The 21,750-nt window shown below is 71.2% G+C and carries 16 protein-coding genes; 10 read left to right on the top strand and 6 right to left on the bottom strand.

All coding sequences use genetic code 11. From position 1 onward, the window contains the following. Nucleotides 1–196: 196 nt before the first annotated feature. Together ACYVLT_RS06515 and ligA are read right to left on the bottom strand one after the other, a co-directional pair. Nucleotides 197–796, bottom strand: a complete 600-nt coding sequence (locus ACYVLT_RS06515) for a class I SAM-dependent methyltransferase (RefSeq protein WP_461119175.1) — start codon at nt 794–796, stop codon at nt 197–199. 419 nt (nt 797–1,215) lie between these two features. Beyond that, nucleotides 1,216–3,210: an NAD-dependent DNA ligase LigA gene (gene ligA / locus ACYVLT_RS06510; protein ID WP_461119174.1), complete on the bottom strand. Its 1,995-nt coding sequence runs from the start codon at nt 3,208–3,210 to the stop codon at nt 1,216–1,218. Between the two features lie 118 nt (nt 3,211–3,328). On the opposite strand from ligA, the gene ACYVLT_RS06505 reads away from it, so the two are divergent. The 4 genes from ACYVLT_RS06505 to ACYVLT_RS06490 all read left to right on the top strand — a co-directional run bounded on the left by ACYVLT_RS06505 (nt 3,329) and on the right by ACYVLT_RS06490 (nt 8,700). Next, on the top strand, nt 3,329–5,434 hold the full coding sequence (locus ACYVLT_RS06505; protein WP_461119173.1) for an RtcB family protein: 2,106 nt from the start codon (nt 3,329–3,331) through the stop codon (nt 5,432–5,434). A 63-nt stretch (nt 5,435–5,497) separates the two neighbouring features. Beyond that, nucleotides 5,498–5,992 carry a GNAT family N-acetyltransferase gene (locus ACYVLT_RS06500; protein WP_461119172.1) on the top strand — a complete coding sequence of 165 codons (495 nt, stop codon included), beginning with the start codon at nt 5,498–5,500 and terminating at the stop codon, nt 5,990–5,992. A 144-nt stretch (nt 5,993–6,136) separates the two neighbouring features. After that, nucleotides 6,137–7,579: an argininosuccinate synthase gene (gene argG / locus ACYVLT_RS06495; protein WP_461119171.1), complete on the top strand. Its 1,443-nt coding sequence runs from the start codon at nt 6,137–6,139 to the stop codon at nt 7,577–7,579. Between the two features lie 224 nt (nt 7,580–7,803). After that, nucleotides 7,804–8,700 (top strand): bile acid:sodium symporter family protein, encoded by an 897-nt coding sequence (locus ACYVLT_RS06490; protein WP_461119170.1) that lies wholly within the window; start codon nt 7,804–7,806, stop codon nt 8,698–8,700. Between the two features lie 76 nt (nt 8,701–8,776). Here ACYVLT_RS06490 and ACYVLT_RS06485 read toward each other — a convergent pair whose 3' ends face one another. Together ACYVLT_RS06485 and ACYVLT_RS06480 are read right to left on the bottom strand one after the other, a co-directional pair. Further along, nucleotides 8,777–9,793, bottom strand: a complete 1,017-nt coding sequence (locus ACYVLT_RS06485) for an NAD(P)/FAD-dependent oxidoreductase (protein ID WP_461119169.1) — start codon at nt 9,791–9,793, stop codon at nt 8,777–8,779. Between the two features lie 127 nt (nt 9,794–9,920). Next, nucleotides 9,921–10,484, bottom strand: a complete 564-nt coding sequence (locus tag ACYVLT_RS06480) for a superoxide dismutase (RefSeq protein WP_461119168.1) — start codon at nt 10,482–10,484, stop codon at nt 9,921–9,923. Between the two features lie 128 nt (nt 10,485–10,612). Between ACYVLT_RS06480 and ACYVLT_RS06475 the strand changes: the two genes are divergently transcribed. Beyond that, on the top strand, nt 10,613–11,965 hold the full coding sequence (locus tag ACYVLT_RS06475) for a 3' terminal RNA ribose 2'-O-methyltransferase Hen1 (RefSeq protein ID WP_461119167.1): 1,353 nt from the start codon (nt 10,613–10,615) through the stop codon (nt 11,963–11,965). Continuing rightward, the gene (locus ACYVLT_RS06470) at nt 11,965–14,454 is read left to right on the top strand and encodes a polynucleotide kinase-phosphatase (protein ID WP_461119166.1); all 2,490 of its coding nucleotides are present in this window, start codon (nt 11,965–11,967) and stop codon (nt 14,452–14,454) included. The genes ACYVLT_RS06475 and ACYVLT_RS06470 overlap by 1 nt, the downstream gene beginning before the upstream one ends. Here ACYVLT_RS06470 and ACYVLT_RS06465 read toward each other — a convergent pair. Beyond that, nucleotides 14,451–15,059, bottom strand: a complete 609-nt coding sequence (locus ACYVLT_RS06465; protein ID WP_461119165.1) for a hypothetical protein — start codon at nt 15,057–15,059, stop codon at nt 14,451–14,453. The two genes, ACYVLT_RS06470 and ACYVLT_RS06465, sit on opposite strands and share 4 nt — an antisense overlap. Before the next feature lie 58 nt (nt 15,060–15,117). Further along, on the bottom strand, nt 15,118–17,349 hold the full coding sequence (locus tag ACYVLT_RS06460; RefSeq protein WP_461119164.1) for a hypothetical protein: 2,232 nt from the start codon (nt 17,347–17,349) through the stop codon (nt 15,118–15,120). Nucleotides 17,350–17,808: 459 nt separating this feature from the next. Between ACYVLT_RS06460 and ACYVLT_RS06455 the strand changes: the two genes are divergently transcribed. From ACYVLT_RS06455 to ACYVLT_RS06440, 4 genes are read left to right on the top strand one after another with little or no spacing between them, the layout of a single operon-like run. Further along, complete coding sequence (locus ACYVLT_RS06455) at nt 17,809–18,939, top strand: ABC transporter substrate-binding protein (RefSeq protein WP_461119163.1); 1,131 nt, start codon at nt 17,809–17,811, stop codon at nt 18,937–18,939. Nucleotides 18,940–18,942: 3 nt separating this feature from the next. Beyond that, nucleotides 18,943–19,872 (top strand): ABC transporter permease, encoded by a 930-nt coding sequence (locus tag ACYVLT_RS06450; RefSeq protein ID WP_461119162.1) that lies wholly within the window; start codon nt 18,943–18,945, stop codon nt 19,870–19,872. Beyond that, complete coding sequence (locus ACYVLT_RS06445; protein WP_461119161.1) at nt 19,860–20,663, top strand: ABC transporter permease; 804 nt, start codon at nt 19,860–19,862, stop codon at nt 20,661–20,663. The genes ACYVLT_RS06450 and ACYVLT_RS06445 overlap by 13 nt, the downstream gene beginning before the upstream one ends. Nucleotide 20,664: 1 nt before the next feature. Next, on the top strand, nt 20,665–21,708 hold the full coding sequence (locus ACYVLT_RS06440; RefSeq protein WP_461119160.1) for an ABC transporter ATP-binding protein: 1,044 nt from the start codon (nt 20,665–20,667) through the stop codon (nt 21,706–21,708). Nucleotides 21,709–21,750: the final 42 nt, after the last annotated feature.

The raw sequence follows: 21,750 nt of genomic DNA, 5'->3' as shown, positions 1-21,750 counted from the left end.
TTCCTGACTGCAGGCTGAGTTCAACCTGCACTGTGAGTTACAGGCGTCGGTCGATCAGCCAGTCCGGTGAAAGAGACACGCGAAGACAACAGCGTGAAGCGCGATCCCCCCGATGGAACAAGCCCCCCGACTCGACCGATCGAACGCGAGACTACCTCAGGGGTACGACAGCGGGAAGCGGTATGCGGCGGGACTCTCAGCCCGCGGGCTTCGCCGAGATGTGCACGAATTCGTTGTACGTGAACAGCTTGCCCGCCGACCGCGGGAACGGGAACGACATGCGCTTGCGCTCGACCAGCCCGAGTTGGGAGGTCACGTCGGCGAGGCCGTCGAGGTCGGTGAACGCCACGTGCGTGGGGTCCGACGCGTAGCCGCGCTCCTGCGGGCAGATGAGCACCAGGAGGCCGCCGGGCGCGAGGAACTCGATGTAGCCGCGCAGGATCTCCACGGCCTGGGGGCGTGGCATGTGCTCGACCAGGTGCGCCGCCAGCATGCCGCCGAAGCGGCCGGGCTTGGCGTACTCGGTGTCGAAGAACTCGTCGGTGGTGAACGCCGTCAACCCCATGTCGCGGCAGATCTGCACCGAGTGCGGGTTGTGGTCCACGCCGACGCCCTTGGGCGCGAGGTGCCCGAGGTTGCGGCCGATGCCGCACCCGATGTCCAGCACCTCGCGATCACCGAACAGGCGCCGCACGTTCCACCGGTACGGGGCCTGGACGTTGAGCACACGCTTCCAGGGCAGGTTCTGCAGGCGCGCGAGGCGGTCGGTGTAGTCCTGACCGTCGGTCTTGTCCACGCCTCGTACGGTAGACGACCGTGAGACCCCTGCCACCTCCAGGGTGTCGACGGTCCGCGAACACCTGGGCTTGACCAGCGAAGGGTGACGGAAAGTGGCCAATGGGCACTCACGGTTACGGGCCCCGTGGAAAGTCGGGGAAATGCTGCTCGGAACCGTCGTCACGGGCTGTGGTGGTTGTCGCTTCTCGTGCGGGATTGGTAATTGCCGGGTCGTACCCGGGCGTATTTGTCCCGCCGGCGGGACGAAACCGGCTTCCGGCTGATCCGGCGACACCCGCGGGTGCTCGGGACACGTTCCGTCGAATTCGCGCGTTCGACCTGGGTAGCCCGAGTTTCGGCTGACCGTCCAGTGTGGACCGTGGGTGCGGTCCGCCGCGTGGTGACGACCGGAGCAAGACCGCGGCCGGTGGATCGCGGTCAGGCGATGCCGGCGGCGATCAGCTGCCGCCAGATCTCGCCCTGGTCGACCACCTCGATGCCCAGCTTCTCCGCCTTGGTCAGCTTGCCCGCGCCGACGTCGGCGCCGGTGATGAGCAGGTCGGTGTTCGCCGAGACGGAGGACGCCGTGGTGGCCCCCGCCTTCTCGCACAGCCGCTGGAACGTGGGCCGCGGCACCTTCTCGCCGGAACGCGGGTCGCTGATCGCACCGGTGACGACCACGGTCTTGCCCGCCAGCGGCGCGTCGGCCGCGATGACCGGCGGCAGGTCCTCCTCCCGCACGTCCAGCGAGACGCCGTGCCGCCGCAGCCGGGCCAGCTCGGGCCGCAGCCGGGCGAGGTGCTCGATCAGCGAGGCGGCGACCTTCGGCCCGATGTCCTCCACGGCCACCAGGCGCTCCTCGCCCGCGTCGGCCACCTCTTCCAGCGAGCCGAAGCCGGCGCGGCACAGGCGGGCGGCGGTGCCCTCCGACGCCATCGGGATCGCGAGCCCGATCAACGCCCGCCGCAACCCGACCCGGCTGCTCGCCGCGATCGACTCGACCATCCGCGCGGCCGAGACCTCGCCGATGCGGTCGAACTCCAGCAACCGCTCCTTGGTCAGGGTGTAGAAGTCCGACGGGTGTTCGAGCAGGCCCGCCTCGGCGAGCCGTTCGATCCACACCGGGCCGACGGCGTCGATGTCCGCGGCGGCCCGCGACGCCCAGTGGATCAACCGCCGCACGGTCTGCGCCGGGCACGCCACGTTGGTGCAGAACAGCTCGCGGCTGTTGCCCTGCTCGGTCAACGGCTGACCGCACGACGGGCACTCGGACGGCGGCACGATCTCCCGCTCCGCCCCCGTGCGCTTGGCCGCGTCGAGCACGCCCGCGACGAACGGGATCACGTCGCCGGCCCGGCGGATCAGCACGGTGTCGCCGATCTTGATGTCACGCGCCCGGATCACCTCCTGGTTGGCCAGCGTCGCGCGGGTGACGGTCGTGCCACCCACGAACACCGGCTCCAACCGGGCGACCGGGGCGATCTTGCCGGTCTTGCCGACGTCCCACACGACGTCGGACAGCACCGTGGTCTTCTCCTCGGCGGCGAACTTGAACGCCAACGCGCCGCGCGGCGAATTCGACCGGGTGCCCGCGGCCGCGTAGGCGTTGCGGTCGGCCAGCCGCAGCACGGCGCCGTCCAGGTCGTAGTCCAGCTCGTTGCGCCGCGCCTCGATCTCCGAGATCACCTCCTGCGCCGCCGCCGCGTCGTCGCGGTGCCGCATGTCGGCGACGGCGAACCCGAGCACGCGCAGCCCGCTCTCCAGGTCGGTCCCGCCCGCCGGGTCGGCGGAGGTGTCGAGGTCGAAGGCGAAGAACGTCAGCCGCCGTTCGGCGACGGTGGCCGGGTCCTTCGCGCGCAGCGTGCCCGCGGCGGCGTTGCGCGGGTTGATCAGCGGCTTGTCCGGGTGCGCGGTGTTGTAGGCGGCGAACGTGGAGCGCAGCATCACCGCCTCACCGCGCACCTCCACCCGGCCCGGCGCGTCGACCCGCTCCGGCACGCCGTCGACCAGCGCGCGCACCAGCGGGGTCACGTCGTCACCCGTCGTCCCGTCGCCCCGGGTGACCGCCCGCGCCAACCGCCCGTCCTCGTAGACCAGGGCCAGCGACAGCCCGTCCAGCTTCGGCATCACCACCACCGGCTGGCCGGGGAAGCGCTCGAAGAACGCCGCCACCTGCTCCGGCCTGGTCGCCTTCTCCAGCGACAGCATCGGCCGCGAGTGCCGGACCGGCGCGTGCAGCACCGCGGGCGCACCCACCTGCTCCAGGGGGTTCGGGTCCGGGGCCCACTCCGGGTTGGCCTCGATCAGCCCCCGCAACTCGTCCTCGATCGCGTCGTACTCCGCGTCCGCCACCAGGGGCGAGCCCTGGTAGTAGGCGTCACGCAGCACCACGACCTGGTCGGCGAGTTCCTGGATGCGTTCGCGCGCGTTCACGGCCGACAAGTTACCCGTGACCACCGACAATTCGCCGTCCCGCGGCGGGCCTGGGCGCGAATCTCGGTCGCGGCGCCGCCCGATCGGGCCTAACTTCTGCGTCGAGCAGAGGAGAACCGTGGAGCAGATCAGCAAGCGACTGATGAACTGGGCGTCCATCCTGGACCCGGGCACGCGTGAACAGGCCGAGAAGGCCTCGCGGATGCCGTTCATCTTCCCGCACCTGGCGCTCATGCCCGACGCGCACCTCGGGAAGGGCGCCACGGTCGGCAGCGTCATCCCCACCCTGGGCGCGATCATCCCGGCCGCGGTCGGTGTCGATATCGGTTGCGGCATGATCGCCGTGCGCACCCAGTTCACCGAGGACGACTTCCGGGGCCGCCCGCTCGCCCCCTTGCGCGAGGCGATCGAGCGGGCCGTGCCGCTGTCGGCGGGCAAGTACAACACCCGGCTGACCGACACGGCGCGCGAGCGGGTCGACGTGCTCGCCGGCCGCGCGGAGAAGGCCGGCTTCGACCCCGGCGGGTACGCAGGCAACTGGGAGCTGCAGCTCGGCACCCTCGGCAGCGGCAACCACTTCATCGAGGTCACGCTGGACGAGGCCGGGCGGGTGTGGCTGTTCCTGCACTCCGGGTCGCGCGGCGTGGGCAACAAGATCGCCCAGAAGCACATCCGGATCGCCTACGAGCAGTGCGCGCGGCGGTGGATCAGCCTGCCCGACCCCGACCTGGCCTACCTGGTGGAGGGCGAGGACGAGTTCTGGCACTACATCCGGGAGATGCGCTGGGCGCAGGAGTTCGCCTGGCTCAACCGCGAGGAGATGATGGACCGCGTGGTCGGCTGCGTGGCCGACTGGCTCGGCCGCGAGGTGGACCGGCGGGAAGTGGTGAACTGCTTCGCCGGCGAAACGCAGGTCATCACCCGCACGGGCACACGTCCGATCGAGGCCTTGGCAGACGGTGTGCACGAACTGCTCACAGCAGGCGGCGAGTGGGTCAAGGCCCCTGTCCGATCGTTCGGACGGCAGGAAGTCCACGAGGTCGTGCTGAGCCGCTCTGGCGTGATCAAGACGATTCGGGCGACCTCAGGCCACCGCTGGCTCCTGCGGTCGCGCCGCGGGCGCGAGTACGAGGCCACGACTACCGAGTTGAAGCCCGGCGAACGGCTTCAGTTCACGTTCCCGCGTCGTCCGGATGGCCTCACGGTGGATCGTGAGGCGGCAGCCCGGGGTTTCGTCTACGGGGACGGGCACAGGTCCGGTAACAGCTCTTGCGCGAACTTCTGCGGCATGAAGGACACCGCGCTGCTCCCGCTGTTCGACGGACTTGGACGCCCGCCTCGCACCTACGGGGCGGTGAAGCGGATAAACGGTCTGCCGGTGGAGTGGAAGACCGAGAGGCCGTCGCTCGACGCGCCCTCTGACGTGCTGTACGGGTGGCTCGCTGGTTACTTCGCGGCGGACGGTGATGTCGGCGAGACCGGCCGGCCGACGCTCGTTTCCGCGTCCCGTGAAAACCTGGAGTACGTCCGCTTGGCCTGTCAGGCGGTCGGCATCGGCACCTTCGGCATCAGGTCGAGGATGCGCACCGGCTACGGCGCGGAGCCGACCGCGCTGCACCTCGTCGGCCTGATGCGCGGTGACCTGGACCCGGAGTTCTTCCTGATCGAAGAGCATCGGGCTCGGTTCGTGGCCGGGCGGCACGCGGCTGAGCGCCGTGGCTGGAACGTGCTCTCAGTGCGGCCGACCGGAGAAACGACCGAGGTGTACTGCGCGGTCGTCGACAACTCTCATTCGTTCGCTTTGGCGGACAATATTCTCACGGGAAATTGCCACCACAATTACACGGAGCAGGAGACCCACTTCGGCAAGAAGGTGTGGTTGTCCCGCAAGGGCGCCATCAACGCCGAGGAGGGCCGGGCCGGCCTCGTTCCCGGCTCGATGGGCACCGCCTCGTACGTGGTGGTCGGCAAGGGCAACCGGGTCGCGCTGAACTCCTCGCCCCACGGTGCCGGCCGCGAGTACTCGCGCTCGGCGGCGCGCCGGGCGTTCGGCCGGGAGGACCTGCGCAAGGCGATGGTCGGCATCGAGTACCGCGACACCGACGCGTTCATCGACGAGATCCCGGCGGCGTACAAGGACATCGACGTCGTGATGCAGGACGCCCGCGACCTGGTCGAGGTGCGCCACACGTTGCGGCAGATCGTCAACGTCAAGGGTGATTGACAGTCCGAGCGGTCCGCGCTCGTCCGGGCGCGGACCGGTCATCAAGTCGACCAGGAGTTGCGAGTGTCTGCACCGTTGTCCGACCTGACCACCGACCGGCTCGTGCTGCGGCCGTGGACCGGGGCGGAGGTCGCCGCCGTCGTGACCGGCGCACGGCTGCCGCACTGGGCCGAGGACTTCCCGGCGGAGGGTGATCAGGTCATCGCCGGCCTGTTCGCCGAGCACTCCGCCTGGTTGGGCGGTTACGGCCACCGGCTGATCGTCGAACGCGACGGCGGCCTGGTGGTCGGCTCGATCGGCCTGTTCTGGCCGCCCCACGACGGCGTCCTGGAGATCGGGTACGGCGTCGTGGCGTCCCGGCGGGGCCGTGGTTACGCCGCCGAGGCGACGCGCGCGCTGACCGACTTCGCCTTCACGGCACCGGGCGTGCACGTGGTGCGCGCCGACGTCGAGCTGTCGAACCCCGCCTCCGTCCGCGTCCTCGAGAAGGCGGGTTTCACGCGGTCGGGTGGTGAGCCCGAGGAGGGTGTCGTCCGGTACGGCGTCACCCGCCCGTAGTCGGCACGGCGGGGTCGGCTTCGGTCGGCCCCGCCCCAGCCGCGCCTCGGCCGCGCGCCGCCCCTCACCTCGGCGAAGCCGCAGGTGAGGCATGTTCGACCCCCGCCTATGCATGGTCATGCAGCGTCGTGCATACTTCTCATCGTGTCCAAGGTGCTCACTTACCTCCCCGCCGGCGAACACGTCGGCATCGCGTTCTCCGGTGGTCTCGATACGTCCGTGGCGGTCGCCTGGATGCGGGAGAAGGGCGCGGTGCCGTGCACGTACACCGCGGACATCGGTCAGTACGACGAGCCCGACATCGCCTCGGTGCCGGGCCGCGCCGCGACCTACGGCGCCGAGATCGCCCGACTGGTCGACTGCCGGGCGGCCTTGGTCGAGGAAGGGCTCGCGGCGCTGGCCTGCGGCGCGTTCCACATCCGGTCCGGCGGTCGCGCCTACTTCAACACCACGCCGCTGGGCCGGGCCGTGACGGGCACCATGCTGGTGCGCGCCATGCTCGACGACGACGTCCAGATCTGGGGCGACGGCTCCACCTACAAGGGCAACGACATCGAGCGGTTCTACCGCTACGGCCTTCTCGCCAACCCGTCGCTGCGCATCTACAAGCCCTGGTTGGACGCCGAGTTCGTGAGCGAGCTCGGTGGCCGCACGGAGATGTCCGAGTGGCTGCTCGCGCGTGACCTGCCGTACCGGGCGAGCACGGAGAAGGCGTACTCCACCGACGCGAACATCTGGGGCGCGACGCACGAGGCCAAGGCGCTGGAGCACCTCGACGCGGGCATCGAGCTCGTCGAACCGATCATGGGCGTGCGGTTCTGGGACCCCGAGGTCGAGATCGCCACCGAGGACGTCACGATCGGCTTCGACCAGGGCCGACCGGTGACGATCAACGGCAAGGAGTTCTCCTCCGCGGTCGACCTGGTGCTGGAGGCCAACGCGATCGGCGGCCGGCACGGCATGGGCATGTCCGACCAGATCGAGAACCGGGTCATCGAGGCCAAGAGCCGCGGCATCTACGAGGCGCCCGGCATGGCGCTGCTGCACTCGGCCTACGAGCGGCTGGTCAACGCCATCCACAACGAGGACACCCTCGCCGCCTACCACAACGAGGGCCGCAAGCTCGGCCGGCTGCTGTACGAGGGCCGCTGGCTCGACCCGCAGGCGCTGATGGTGCGCGAGTCGTTGCAGCGGTGGGTCGGCATGGCGGTCACCGGCGAGGTGACGCTGCGCCTGCGGCGCGGTGACGACTACTCGATCCTCGACACCACCGGCCCCGCGTTCAGCTACCACCCGGACAAGCTGTCCATGGAGCGGACCGAGGACTCGGCGTTCGGGCCGGTCGACCGCATCGGCCAGCTCACCATGCGCAACCTCGACATCGCCGACTCGCGCGCCAAGCTGGAGCAGTACGCCGGGCTCGGCATGGTCGGCAGCCAGTCGACGTTGATCGGCGCGGCCCGGGTGACCCCGACCGAGCTGATCGGCGCGATGCCCGAGGGCGGCGCCGAGGTGATCGCCTCGCGCGGCAAGGTGGCCGACGACGAGCTGCTCGACCACGCCGCCTTGGAGGCGGGCAACGACTGACCGGTCGCGAGGCCCTGGATCGCGCGTGCGCCGCTCACGTCGAGCGGCGCACGCGCGTCCGCGTGACGAGGGGTCCGCCGCCGATCGCCCTCCGGGGAGCAGCGGGCCTGATTACCGCGTGCGACCTGGTGATGACGTGCAGGAACGGCAAGTGTGGAGTAGAGGCGGGGCGACCGCCGGTGTGAGACTGCCCGTACCTGGCGCCGAGCGGAAGGCAGGGCGGCATGGACAACTCCACGGTACTCCTCCTTTTTCCCATCACCGTGGCCATCATCATGCTCGGACTGGGCCTCACGCTGACCCCGGCGGACTTCCGCCGGGTGGTGCGCTACCCCCGGGCGATGGTGGTCTGCCTGGTCTGCCAGATGGTGGTGCTGCCCGCGATCTGCCTCGGCCTGGTGGTCCTGTTCGGCCTGGCGCCGGAGCTGGCGATCGGCATGATGCTGCTCGCCGCCTCGCCGGGCGGCAGCACGGCCAGCCTGTACAGCCACCTGTTCAAGGGTGACGTGGCGCTCAACATCTCGCTGACCGCGGTCAACTCGGTGCTGGCGATGTTCACCTTGCCGCTGATCGTCAACCTGTCGGTGGCGGGCTTCCTCGGCGCGGACAGCTCGATCGGCCTCCAGTTCGACAAGGTGATCCAGGTCTTCGCGATGGTCCTGGTCCCGATCGCCGTCGGCATGGTCCTGCGCTCGCGGTTCCCCCGGTTCGCCGTCCGGATGGAACGCCCGGTCAAGATCCTGTCCGTGGTCGTCCTGATCATGATGATCGCCGGTGTGATCAGCGGCCTCGGCGGGGAGGTGACCGCCATCCTCGGCGACATCATCGTGGTGGTCCTGCTGTTCAACCTGATCAGCATGGCGATCGGGTACTTCGGTCCGCGCCTGTTCAAGGCGAGCCCGCGCGAGGCGACCGCATCGGCGTTCGAGATCGGCCTGCACAACGCGACGCTGTCGATCGCCATCGCGATGAGCCCGACGCTGCTGAACAACACCCGGATGGCGATGCCGTCGGTGACCTACGGCTTCTTCATGTTCATCACCGCCATGATCTTCGGCTTCGTCGTGGCCCGCCGCGTGCAGGCCCGGACCGGACCGGTGGTGACGTCGAGCAGGACGTGACGCCCCGACCGCTCCGCCCGTGCCCGCACCGGTTCCGCGCATCGCGGCCGGTGCGGGCACGGGCGTTGCCGGCGGTTCACAGGCCGTGGCGACGGTCGCCCGCGACCAGTTCGGCGACCCGGGCCTCTGACCCGGCGGAGAACGGGCCCCGGTGGGCGGCGACCGCCTCGCGGGTCTCCTCGTCGATCAGGTCCGCGTTGATCCGGGCTCCGGCGGTCGCGCCCGCCGCCGCGGAGGCGCCGACCTGCGCGGCCAGGTCGGTGACGTTGCCCGCGACCCAGACCCCGGGCACGTCGGTCCGGCCCGTCGGGTCGGATGGGATGTGCTCGCCCATCCCCGACGGGTGGGGGACGGGCCGGAGTCCCAGCGCGGCCAGGAAACCGGCGCGCGCCACCATGCGCGACGCGACGACCACCGCTTCGCGGGCCACCGAGCGGCCGTCGGCGAGCCGGACGCCGACGATGCGGTCGCCGACGACCTCCAGGGCCGCCACCTCGCCCGCCACGACGTCGACACCGCGTGCGGCCAGTTGCTCGGCCTGCTCGGCGGTCGGCGGCGCGGTGTGGGCGAAGAACGTGACGTCGGCGCTCAGCTGCCGGAACAGCAACGCCTGGTGCACCGCCGTCGGTCCGCTCGCCAGCACGCCGATCGCCTGATCGCGGACCTCCCAGCCGTGGCAGTACGGGCAGTGCACCACGTCGCGGCCCCACCGCTCCCGCAGTCCGGCCACGTCGGGCAGCTCGTCGACCAGGCCCGTGGTCACCAGCAGTCGTCGGGCCCGGACCGCGCGGCCGTCGGCCAGCGAGACCACGAACCCGCCGTCCGCCCGCGTCACGGCGTCGACCTCGCCGGTCACCACGTGACCGCCGTAGCCGCAGACCTCCGCCCGGCCGCGGGCGAGCAACTCGGCCGGCGGCATCCCGTCCCGGGCCAGCAGCCCGTGCACGCCGTCGGCGGGCGCGTTGCGCGGGGTTCCGGCATCGACCACCACGACCGAGCGCCGTGCCCGCGCCAGCATCAGCGCCCCGTTCAACCCGGCGGCGCCACCGCCGACCACCACCACGTCATAGCCGTCACTCAGCTGAAAGGTCATCACGACCACCTCCACGACCACCATGCGGGCGCGTGGATCGGATCGGCAAACCTTGTTGCCGGTTCGGCAACCACGAGAGGCCGGCCCCCGGCTCCCACCGGGCCGGCCTCCCGTCAAGCGCCGCGGGTCAGAACCTCACCGTCGCACAACCGACCCTGGGACCGGCGGTGCCCGCCTTGCCCGGCTCGGTGGCCGTGCGCTGGGCGTGGACCACGACCGATCCCGCCCGGCGGTCGGCGAACCGCCACGGCACGACCGTGCCGACGACCGCGCGGCCGCGGTCGTCGGTGGTGAAGTCGAGCCAGATCTCGTTCTGCGGGTTGGCGTAGGCCGGGTCCACCGACGGCTGCGCCGGGTCCACCACGTGCTGGTGGTGCGCGCCGGCGTCGGTGGGCAGCGCGCCGCACGGCCGCTGGTGGGCGTGGGCGCCGTAGGTTCGGTTCGGGATGAGGCCGTACACGCTGAGCAGGGTCTTCGTGCCGTGCCGCACGGGGGTGGCCACGACCATCACCGACGCGCCGGGTGCGATCAACGCGGTGTCGTAGGTGTAGGCCTTGGTCGCGGTGTCGGGCGTGGCGAACCGCGCCACCGTCACCGCCACCCCGGTCGAGTTCGACGTGTCGGCGGAGGCCGTCGGCGCCACGATGGCCGCGACGAGCCCGCCGATGACGAGGGGAACCAGACGTTTCACACTTGTGCCTTTCCGGACTGGGCGGCCCGTCAGCGAAGCTAGCACCGTCGACCCGACCCCGCTTTCACTGTGAACGTCCGCGCTAATTCGGCGGCGGGCGGCGGCACCAGTCGTCCACACTGGACCGCGTGCTGCTCACCCTGACCACGACCCACCACCCGGCCACCGACCTCAGCCACCTGCTGCACAAACACCCCGACCGGGCGCAGTCGTTCACCACCTCCTCGGGGACCGCGCACGTGTTCTACCCGCGCGCGGACGAAGAGGAGTGCACGGTCGCGCTCCTGCTGGAGGTCGACCCGATCGCCCTGGTGCGAGGGCCGGGGAGCACCCTCACCCAGTACGTCAACGACCGCCCTTACGTCGCGGGCTCGCTGCTCACCGTCGCGCTCGGCTCGGTGTTCCGCACGGCCATGAACGGCCGCAGCAAGAGCCACGCGGACGTGGCCGCCACGCCGATCCCGCTCACCGCGCGCATCCCCGTCCTGCCGCACCGGCTGGTGGAGCAGCTCTTCACGCCGCTGGGCTGGACCGCGCACATCGCACCCCTCCCGCTCGGCGACGGCGACGACTCGCGGTACGCCGACGTGACGCTCACCGGCACCCTCACCCTGGCCGAGGCCCTGAAGCACCTGTACGTGCTGCTGCCCGTCCTCGACGGCGACAAGCACTACTGGGTCTCCGAGGACGAGGTGGACAAGCTGCTGCGCGCGGGGGAGGGGTGGCTCGGGGCGCACCCGGACCGCGAGCTGATCACCACCCGTTACCTGATGCGCCGCCGCCCGCTGGTGCAGTCCGCGCTGTCGCGCCTGGCCGACGTGGAGGAGGTCGAGCCCGAGCAGTTGGACAACGCCCTGGCCGAGCCCAAGGTGTCGCTGGCCGTGCAGCGCCGCGAGGCGATCCTCGACCAGCTCGGGCAGGTCGGCGCGCGCAGCGTCCTGGACCTGGGCTGCGGCGGCGGAGCGTTGTTGCGAGCCCTGTTGGAGAACCCCGAGTTCACCCGCATCCAGGGCGTCGACGTGTCCGCGCACGCCCTGGCCACCGCCGCGCGCCGGCTCGCCGTGGACCGGATGTCGGACCGGCAGCGCGCCCGGCTCACGTTGCGCCAGTCGTCGCTGACCTACGCCGACCCGGAGCTGAAGGGCTACGACGCGGCCGTGCTGATGGAGGTGGTCGAGCACCTCGACCCGGACCGCCTGCCCGCGCTGGAGCACTCGGTGTTCGTCGTCGCCCGCCCGCGCACGGTCCTGGTCACCACGCCGAACGTCGAGTACAACCCGTTGTTCGAGACCCTGCCGGAGGGCAGGCACCGGCACTCGGACCACCGCTTCGAGTGGACCCGGGCCGAGTTCGAGCAGTGGGCGGACGGCGTCGCGCGACGGCGCGGCTACACCGTGCGCCACCTGCCGATCGGACCGGTGGACGCCGAGCGCGGCGCGCCGACCCAGCTCGCGGCCTTCTCCCTGGGGGACGACAACTGATGGAGCTCAAGATCCCGGACCTGTGCCTGGTCGTGCTGGTCGGCGCGTCCGGCTCGGGCAAGTCCACGTTCGCGCGCAAGCACTTCCGGCCAACGCAGGTGCTGTCCAGCGACTACTTCCGCGGCTTGGTCGCCGACGACGAGAACGACCAGTCGGCCTCCGCCGCCGCGTTCGAGGTGCTGCACTTCGTGGCGGGCAAGCGCCTGGACGCCGGCCGCACGACCGTCATCGACGCGACGAACGTGCAGCGGTCCGACCGCGCGCACCTGGTCGAGCTGGCCCGCGAGCACAACGTGCTGCCGGTGGCGATCGTGCTCGACACCCCGGAGGAGGTCTGCCTCGCCCGCAACGCCTCCCGCCCGGACCGCGACTTCGGCGCGCACGTCGTGCGCCGGCACCGGGCCGCGCTGCGCAAGTCGCTGAAGTTCCTCGGCAAGGAGGGCTTCAAGCGGGTGCACGTGCTGCGCGCGCAGGCCGAGGTGGACGAGGCGGTCGTCGTGCCGGAACCGCTGCTCAACGACCTGCGCCACGAGGACGGCCCGTTCGACGTGATCGGTGACGTGCACGGCTGCCGCGAGGAGCTGGAGGACCTGCTCGTCAAGCTCGGTTACGCGCTGGTGCGCGACGACGCGGGCCGACCGGTGGACGCCGTGCCGCCGACGGGTCGGCGCGCGGCGTTCGTCGGCGACCTGGTCGACCGCGGCCCGGACACGCCCGGTGTGCTGCGCCTGGTCATGGGCATGGTCGAGGCCGGGCACGCGTTCGCCGTGTGCGGCAACCACGAGCAGAAGCTGGTGCGGGCGCTGCGCGGGCGCAACGTGCAGGTCAAGCACGGTCTCGCCGAGTCGCTGGCGCAGCTCGCGGCCGAGCCGGAGGAGTTCCGCGAGCGCGTGGTGCGGTTCTGCGACGGCCTGATCGCCCACTACGTGCTCGCGGGCGGCGACCTGGTGATCGCGCACGCGGGCCTGCCGGAGCGCTACCACGGCCGCGCGTCGGCACGCGTGCGCAGCTTCGCGCTCTACGGCGACACCACCGGCGAGACCGACGAGTACGGCCTGCCGGTGCGCTACCCGTGGGCGGCGGAGTACCGGGGCAAGGCGACCGTGCTCTACGGGCACACGCCGACGCCGGAGGCGGAGTGGGTCAACAACACCATGTGCCTGGACACCGGTGTGGTGTTCGGCGGCAAGCTGACCGCGTTGCGCTACCCCGAGCGCGAGGTCGTGTCGGTCGACGCGCACGAGGTCTGGTACGAGCCGGTGCGCCCGCTCGTGGTGCCCGAGGCGGAGCGGGAGCCGGACGTGCTCGCGCTGTCCGACGTCACCGGCCGCCGGTTCGTCGAGACCGCCCACCGCGGCCGGATCGGCGTGCGCCCGGAGCAGGCCGCGTCGGCGTTGGAGGTGATGAGCCGCTTCGCGATCGACCCGCACGCGCTGCTGTACCTGCCGCCGACGATGGCGCCGACGGCGACCTCGCGGCGGCCGGACGTGCTGGAGCACCCGGAGGACGCGTTCGCCGAGTACCGGGACGCGGGTGTGCGCGAGGTGGTCTGCGAGGAGAAGCACATGGGGTCACGCGCCGTGGTCCTGGTGCGCAAGGACGACGGAGGTGTGATCCACACGCGGACCGGCCGCGCGTTCTTCGACCCGCCGCTGGGCGACGAACTGCTGGCACGCGTGCGCGAGGAGGTGACCCGGGCCGGCCTGTGGGACGAGTTCGACACCGACTGGCTGCTGCTGGACACCGAGCTGCTGCCGTGGAACGCCAAGGCGGCCGGGCTGATCAAGGAGCAGTACGCCTCGGTCGGCGCGGCGGCCACGGGCGCGCTCGGCGTGGCGGTGGACGTCCTCGCGCGGACCGCCGAACGCGGTATCGACGTCTCCGACCTGTTGCGGCGCAGCCAGGGCAGGCATGAGAACGCCATCGGCTACCGCGACGCCTACCAGCGGTACGTCCGGCCGACCGACGGGCTGGCGGGTGTCTCCATCGCGCCGTTCCAGCTGCTCGCCGCGCGCGGCAGGACGTTCCACGACCGGGACCACCTGTGGCACCTGGACGTGCTCGGCCGACTCGGGGGCGAGGTGTTCACCCGCACCCGGCACCTCGTGGTCGACACGACCGACGAGGACCAGGTCGCCGCGGGCATCCGCTGGTGGGAGGAGCTGACCGCGGCCGGCGGCGAGGGCATGGTCGTCAAGCCGCTGGCCAACCTGGTGCGCGGCGACCGCGGCCTGGTGCAGCCGGGCGTGAAGGTGCGCGGGCGCGAGTACCTGCGGATCATCTACGGCCCGGACTACACCGAGCCGGAGAACCTGGAACGCCTGCGCAAGCGCGGTCTGGGCGCGAAGCGGTCGCTCGCGATCCGCGAGTACGCGCTTGGTCTGGAGGCGTTGGAGCGGGTCGCCCGCGAGGAGCCGCTGTGGCGCGTGCACGAGTGCGTGTTCGCCGTGCTCGCGCTGGAGTCCGAGCCGGTCGACCCCCGGCTCTAGACGCGGACCGTGCCGCGCGCCCTCGTGCGCGCGGCACGGACCACGGGGTGCACGACCACGATCAGCAGCGACAGCACCGGCACCGACCGCCCCAGCACGAGCTCGCCGAACGCGTAGTCGAACGCGGGCACGGCCAGGCACAGGGCGAAGGCCCAGGGCGGCGCGGTCCTGGGCTTGGTCGGCGCGGCCCACGGCGTCCGCTTGAACGGCTTGGCCACCGACAACCACACCTGGCTGGCCAGTGCCGAGGCCATCAGCAGCGAGCCGACCCGGATGAGCGGCGGCGAGCCGTCCGGGTGCAGGTTGGGGCTGAGCACGAAGATGCCCGCGTACAGCTGGCTGAACGTGATCGCGAACTTCGCCAGCACCCACCAGTGCCGGAAGTACCCCCACGCGGTGAGGCCGGACAGCATGAGACCGGTGAAGGCCGACGTGGTGGCCATGAACTGGAGCACTTGCACGTCCAGCAGCACCGCCACGTCGAACGCCCCCACGCGGTCGGGCGCGGACAGCGCGTAGCTCACCACCACGAACAGGGCCAACGCCATGAACATCCAGCCCGTGGACGAGACGACGTGCAACCAGACCAGCAGCTTCCTGCCCATGACCAACCCCCACTAGTAGCCGCGCTACATATAGTACGGCTACTAGTGGGATGTCGGCTCAGACCCGGCAGGGGCTGCCGCCGGGCTCGCCCGGCAACGCCTCCAGGTTGGCCCGCGCCTCACCCAGCACCACGTCGGTCAGCAGGGTGTCGAGCGCGAACGCCCGCTGCACCACGCTGGTCGGCGTGGTCGTCGTGCTGTTGAGCTGCAACGAGCCGATCACCAGCGGGATGGTCAGCGGCGCGCTGCCGACGGCCACCGAGACCCCGTTGATCCGCAGGCTCGCGATCTGCGACGAGCCGGCGAACTGCGGGTTGAGGTTCGCGTCGCAGGTCACCGAGGCGTTCGCCTGGATGACGCCCACCTCGATGGTCACCAGCAGGCTGGAGATCCGGGTGTAGTCGACCCGGGCGGAGGACACCGCGCCGTCACCGGGTGCCGGCGGCAGCGCCAGCAGGTCGTCCGGCGTCTGGTTGGTGCTCGCGGTCAGCGCGTTGGCCCGCACGGTCAGGATGCCCGCGGACAGGTTGACGTTGGCCACGTTCTCGTAGTCGTCCACGCACGGCACGTCCGGCGGGTTGGCCCGCGCCACGATGATCCCGGCGAGGTTCAGCGCGGTCGCCTGGCAGGAGAACACGCCGGTCCGCTCCGAGGTCTTGATCCGCAGGTCCGACAGCACCGGGCTGTCACCGGACGGGCTCGCCGTCAACGTCGCCCGCACCTCGATGTACCGGCCGACCCGGGCGAACTCCACCCCGTTGGCCACCGGCGTGAACGTCTCGCCGGCCAGCCCGGCCTCGGTGTCGGACGTGCGCGCCTCGACCGTGATCGAGGTGCCCGGCGGGACGCTGCCCTGCGCCTCGGTGTTCCAGGTGACCGTGCCCCAGGTCTGCCCGGCGACGCCGCCGTCCTGCACCACCGACCACGTGCCGACCGGCGCGGTGATCTCGCCGAGCACCGACCCGGTCATGTCGCTGTAGTTGTACGGCCCGGCACCGGGACCGAGGTCCACGGTCAGGTCGACCGCGCCGACCGGGAACCCGCCGCCGCCGACCGGCCCGGCGTCGGGGTCGATGCGCTGGGCGTTGTTGGAGTTGATGTTGGTGACCCACACCTTGCCGTTGGTGTCGACCGCGACACCGGTGGGGCCGTTGCCGCCGGGCAGCACCACGTTGCCGACGAACGTGCCGTCGGTGCGCAGGTGGCCGACGGTGTTCGTGCCGTTGTCCAGCGCGTGGGCGACCCAGACGTTGCCCTCGGTGTCGACCGCGACGCCCTGCGCGCGCGGGTGGCCGTGCGGGAACGTGCCGAGGATGGTGCCGGCCGGGTCCATCTTGACCGTGTTGCCGGAGTTGACCTGGGTGTGCCAGATCTCGCCGGTCACCGGGTCCATGCCGAGGCCGTAGTCGCCGTGCGTGGTGTCCAGGCAGGCGCCCGCGCCGGAGCCCGGCTCGTAGCGCAGGAGGTTGGTGCCGTACCGGGCGGACCACAGCGTGCCGGCCTTGTCGACCAGACCGCCGTAGCCGCCGCAGCCCAGGCTGAACGGCGCCGTCAGCACCGAGCCGTCCACGCCGGAGATCAGCTGGTGCTGGGTGTTCGAGCCGCCGGTCCACAGGTTGTTGTTCGCGTCCACGGCGACCGTGCGGGTGTTGGTGCCCGCGACCCGGCTGTAGGTGATCAGGCACTCGTCGGCCGCGGTGGTGACGCCACCGTTGGCGTCGGCGCCGCCCGCGTTGGTCCACGGGCGGATGTCGCCCAGACCGCGCGAGGTGGCGATCAGGCCGTCACCGTCGCGGTCCAGGCAGGTGTTGTAGCCGAACGGGCCCCTCAGGTAGTCGCCGTTCGGGTTGGCCGTGCCGTCCGCGTTCGACCGGGTGCCGCCGCGGATCACGCCGACGCGCGTGACCGAGCCCCGGCCGCCGGACGCCTCGTTCCGGTTCGACAGCCACGTGTTGCCGAACTTGTCCACGGTGGTGCGGGAGGGGTTGCGGCCCTGGCCGTCCGGCGCGGACAGCCACTCGCCGACGATGTCGCCGGTGTTCACGTCGATGCGGACCATCGTGCCGCGCGCGGAGGCGGCGACGTTGACGTAGGGGAAGAACACGGTCTGGCGGTTGAGCTGGAGCTGGTCGTTGTTCGGGGCGTCGTGGTTGACGTCCTGGAGCACGCCCTGGTCGAAGTGCGCGTCCAACGTGTAGAGCACGTCCTCGCCCGGCACGGGCGCGGCGACGGCCGACGGCACGCCGACGACCAGGGGGAGCAGCAGGGCGCCGACGGCTGCCGACGTCAAGGACCTTCTTCGGTGACGCATGGATCTGCCCTTCTGGGTGGGGTTCGCAGGTGTTCGGGCATTTCCGTCACGTGACAACCGGGGTGTCGAAGACCCGTCGGAACGTGTTACCGGGTCACGAGAACGTGAGTAGACAATTCGGCAGAAATCGGGCCGGCGATTCATCCCTTTCCGAGCCGGCGCCCTTCCAACGGCCCACCGGAGCGATTCGAACGGTGACTGTTGACGTTGCCCCGTCCGCCGTGCGGCCCAGCGCGTGGGCCGATCCGGGCCGATCCGGCCGGTGTCGCCGTTAACCCTTCGGACACCCCCGGACCACCCGGTATTCGCCCACCCGGTCGTACAGGTCTCAGTCCTTCCGCTCGGCTTGACAAGCGCGCTCGGCGTCCCGAATCCTCCGCTGGGCCGAACGTTTTGGTCGTCCGCGAATAAACCCTCATCACCCGAGGAAGGTTCGACGTGAACCACACCCGAGTCCTGCGGTCGGTAGGCGTCGGCGTCACCGCGCTGGCACTGGTTGCGGCCTGCGGCACGCCGCCGCCCAAGGACGGCGCCGCGAGCGGCACCCCCGCGGCCACCGCGAAATCGGCCGCCGAGTTCGGCGGGTTCGACAAGCTCGTCGAGGCCGCCAAGAAGGAGGGCAGGCTCAACGTCATCGCGCTGCCGCCCGACTGGGCCAACTACGGCGAGATCATCTCGGCGTTCGAGGCGGAGTACGGCATCGAGGTCGACTCCGCGCAGCCCGACGCGTCCAGCCAGGACGAGATCAACGCCGCCAAGCAGCTCAAGGGCGGCGACCGCGCGCCCGACGTGTTCGACCTCGGCCTGAACGTGGCGCTGGCGAACACCGACGTGTTCGCGCCCTACCAGGTGCGGACGTGGGCGGACATCGCCGACGAGCTGAAGGAGCCCTCCGGGCTCTACTACGGCGACTACGGCGGCTTCATGTCCATCGGCTACGACGCCGCCAAGGTGCCCGCGCCGACCTCGGTCAAGGACCTGCTCAAGCCCGAGTACCAGGGCAAGGTGGCGCTCAACGGCGACCCGACGCAGGCCGGCGCCGCGTTCTCCGGCGTGGTCATGGCGTCGCTGGGCAACGGAGGCTCGGCCGACGACATCGCGCCCGGCGTGGAGTTCTTCAAGCAGTTGAAGGCCGCGGGCAACTTCCTGCCGGTCGACCCCTCGCCCGCGACCATCGAGTCCGGCCAGACCCCGGTCGTGATCGACTGGGACTACACCAACGCCGCGCAGACCGCGAAGCTCGCGGGCAAGGCCGACTGGAAGGTCGTCGTCCCGTCGGGCGCGCAGGTCGGCGCGTACTACAACCAGGCGGTCAACAAGGACGCGCCGCACCCGGCCGCCGCCCGCCTGTGGCAGGAGTTCCTGTACTCCGACAAGGGCCAAAACCTCTTCCTCAAGGGCCTGTCGCGGCCGGTGCGGATGGACACGATGACCAAGGCCGGCACGGTCGACGCGGACGCGGCGGCGAAGCTGCCGAAGACCTCCGGCGAGCAGGTGTTCCTGACCCAGGCGCAGTCGGACAAGGCCAAGCAGGTGCTGTCCACCACGTGGGCAGGGGCGGTGGGCTGACCGGTGGTCGCACCCGTCACGACCGCGGCGGGGGGAGGTCGGCAGGCCTCCCCCCGCCGGCGGCGGATCGACCGCGGGCCGTCCTCGAAGTCCTTCCTCGCGTGGCTGGTCGTGGTGCCCTTCCTGGCCTACGTCGGCACGTTCCTGGTGTACCCGACGGTGCTCGTGCTCGCCGGGTCGTTCCAGGACTCGGACGGGGCGTTCACGCTGGACAACCTGGCCGACCTGACCCGGGGCGTGTACCTCCAGGCGTTCCTGCGCAGCGTGGAGCTGTCCGCGATCACCGCCCTGCTCGGCGCGGCGTTCGGCGCGCTGCTGTCGTGGGCCGTGGCGGTCGGGAAGCCGGAAGGGTCGCTGCGCCGCGTGGTGGTGGCGGGTGCGGGCGTGCTCGCGCAGTTCGGCGGTGTGCCGCTGGCGTTCGCGTTCCTGGCCACGGTCGGCTTCCAGGGCTTCGTCACGCGGTTCCTGCGCGACTCGTTCGGCGTCGACCTGTTCGCCACCGGCGCGTGGCTGTTCGAACTGCCCGGCCTGATCCTGGTCTACACGTTCTTCCAGATCCCGTTGATGGTGATCGTGTTCCTGCCCGCGCTGGACGGCCTGCGCCCGCAGTGGCGGGAGGCGGTGGACAGCCTCGGCGGCTCGTCGTGGACCTACTGGCGGCACGTCGGCGGCCCGATCCTGCTGCCCGCGTTCCTGGGCGCGCTGCTGCTGCTGTTCGCCAACGCGTTCTCGGCCTACGCCACGGCGGCGGCGCTGGTGTCGCAGGGCAGCCCGATCGTGCCGTTGCAGATCCGGGGCTTCCTGACCGGCGAGGTGCTGTTGGGGCAGGAGAACCTCGGCAAGGCGCTCGGCCTGGGCATGGTCGTGGTGGTCGGCGTGGCGATGGGCTCGTACGCGTTGTTGCAGCGGAGGTTCGCCCGATGGCAGCGGTGACCAAGCCGCCCGGATCCGCCAAGCGCGCTGTGGCCCGGTTCGTGATCCTGTTGGCGCTCGGCGCCTTCTTCCTGCTGCCGCTGGTCGCGATGGCGGAGTTCTCCACGCGAGGTGCCGGCGGCACGCGCGGCCTCGCGTCGTGGTCGGCGATCGTGGACGACCCGGACCTGGTCGAGGCGATCCTGGTGTCGGTGCAGCTCGCGGTGACCAGCTCGCTGGTCATGCTGGTGCTGCTGGTGCCGACCATGACGTGGATCCGGCTGCGCCTGCCCGGGCTGCGCAGGCTGGTCGAGTTCCTCTGCCTGCTGCCGGTGGCGATCCCGGCGATCGTGCTGGTGGTGGGCATGGCGCCGCTGTACGCGTGGGTGAACTACTTCCTCGGCGACTCGCCGTTGACGCTGACGTTCGCCTACGCGGTGCTGGTGCTGCCGTTCGCCTACCGCGCGATCGACGCGGGGTTGTCCGCGATCGACCTGAAGACCTTGGCGGAGGCGGCCCGCGGCCTCGGCGCGTCCTGGGGCACGGTGCTGCTGCGGGTCGTGGTGCCCAACATCCGCACCGCGCTGCTCGGCGCGTCGCTGCTGTCGGTGGCGCTGGTGCTCGGCGAGTTCACCATCGCGTCGCTGCTGAACTTCGACACGTTGCAGGTGCGGGTCAACCTGCTCGGCAAGCGCGACGCGGGCGTGTCGATCGCGGTGTCGCTGCTCAGCCTGCTGTTCGCGTTCGTGCTGTTGTTCCTGCTCTCGTTCATCGGCAGGCGGCGGCGGGACACCGTCGTCGAGGAAGGCTGACATGGGGTACCTGCGACTGGACCGGCTGCGCAAGTCGTTCGGCGGCCAGACCGCGCTCGACGGGCTCGACCTGGAACTCGCCGAGGGCGAGTTGGTCAGCCTGCTCGGGCCGAGCGGCTGCGGCAAGACGACCGCGTTGCGCATCGTCGCCGGGTTCGAGACGGCCGACTCGGGCGCGGTCCGGGTGGACGGTCGCGACATCACCGGCGTGCCCGCGAACAAGCGGGACATGGGCATGGTGTTCCAGGCCTACAGCCTGTTCCCGAACATGACCGTGACGCAGAACGTCGCGTTCGGCCTGCGGCTGCGCAAGGCGCCGGACCGGGCCGGGCGGGTCGCCGAGCTGCTGGAACTGGTCGGACTGGCCCACCTCGGCAAGCGGTACCCGCACCAGCTGTCCGGTGGTCAGCAGCAACGCGTGGCACTGGCCCGTGCGCTGGCGATCCGGCCGCGGGTGCTGCTGCTGGACGAGCCGCTGTCCGCGTTGGACGCCAAGGTGCGGGTGAACCTGCGCGACGAGATCCGGCGCATCCAGACCGAGCTGGGCATGACCACCCTGTTCGTCACGCACGACCAGGAGGAGGCGTTGGCCGTCTCCGACCGGGTCGGCGTGATGTCGCAGGGCAGGCTGGAGCAGTTGGACACGCCCGCCGTGGTGTACCGGCAGCCCGCCTCCGCGTTCGTGGCGCAGTTCGTCGGCGTGACCAACGCGGTGCACGGCACCGCCGAGGCGGGCGGCGTGCGGCTGGGCCCGTTCCGGCTGGACACCGCCGCGGCCGACGGGTTGACCGGCGAGGTGAAGGTGATCGTGCGGCCGGAGGACATCGGCATCGGCCCGCACCGCGGCCAGGCCGACGGCGCGCTGGTCGGCAACGTGCTCACGCAGAGCTTCCTGGGGCCGGTGACCAGGCTCTCGGTCCGGCTCGACGGCGGCGACCAGGTCGTGCGGGTCGACCAGCCCTCCAGCCGCGCGGCCGACTTCCCGCCCGGCACGACCGTCGCGCTCGACTTCGCGGCCGGCCGGCTGATGGTCGTCGAGGCGTGACCCGGCCCGCGGACCTGTGAGTTCCGGCACGGCCCGCGGGTG

The sequence above is a fragment of the Saccharothrix stipae genome, assembly GCF_054781895.1.
The sequence above is the reverse complement of the archived record's forward strand: the minus strand, read 5'-3'. Positions and strand labels throughout refer to the sequence as shown.

Excerpts from the sequence above, each read along its gene's own strand:
- ACYVLT_RS06465 (WP_461119165.1), bottom strand. The coding sequence starts at position 15,059 with ATGGGCAGGAAGCTGCTGGTCTGGTTGCACGTCGTCTCGTCCACGGGC.
- ACYVLT_RS06470 (WP_461119166.1), top strand. The coding sequence starts at position 11,965 with ATGGAGCTCAAGATCCCGGACCTGTGCCTGGTCGTGCTGGTCGGCGCG.
- ACYVLT_RS06485 (WP_461119169.1), bottom strand. The coding sequence starts at position 9,793 with ATGACCTTTCAGCTGAGTGACGGCTATGACGTGGTGGTGGTCGGCGGT.
- ACYVLT_RS06445 (WP_461119161.1), top strand. The coding sequence starts at position 19,860 with ATGGCAGCGGTGACCAAGCCGCCCGGATCCGCCAAGCGCGCTGTGGCC.
- ACYVLT_RS06490 (WP_461119170.1), top strand. The coding sequence starts at position 7,804 with ATGGACAACTCCACGGTACTCCTCCTTTTTCCCATCACCGTGGCCATC.
- ACYVLT_RS06440 (WP_461119160.1), top strand. The coding sequence starts at position 20,665 with ATGGGGTACCTGCGACTGGACCGGCTGCGCAAGTCGTTCGGCGGCCAG.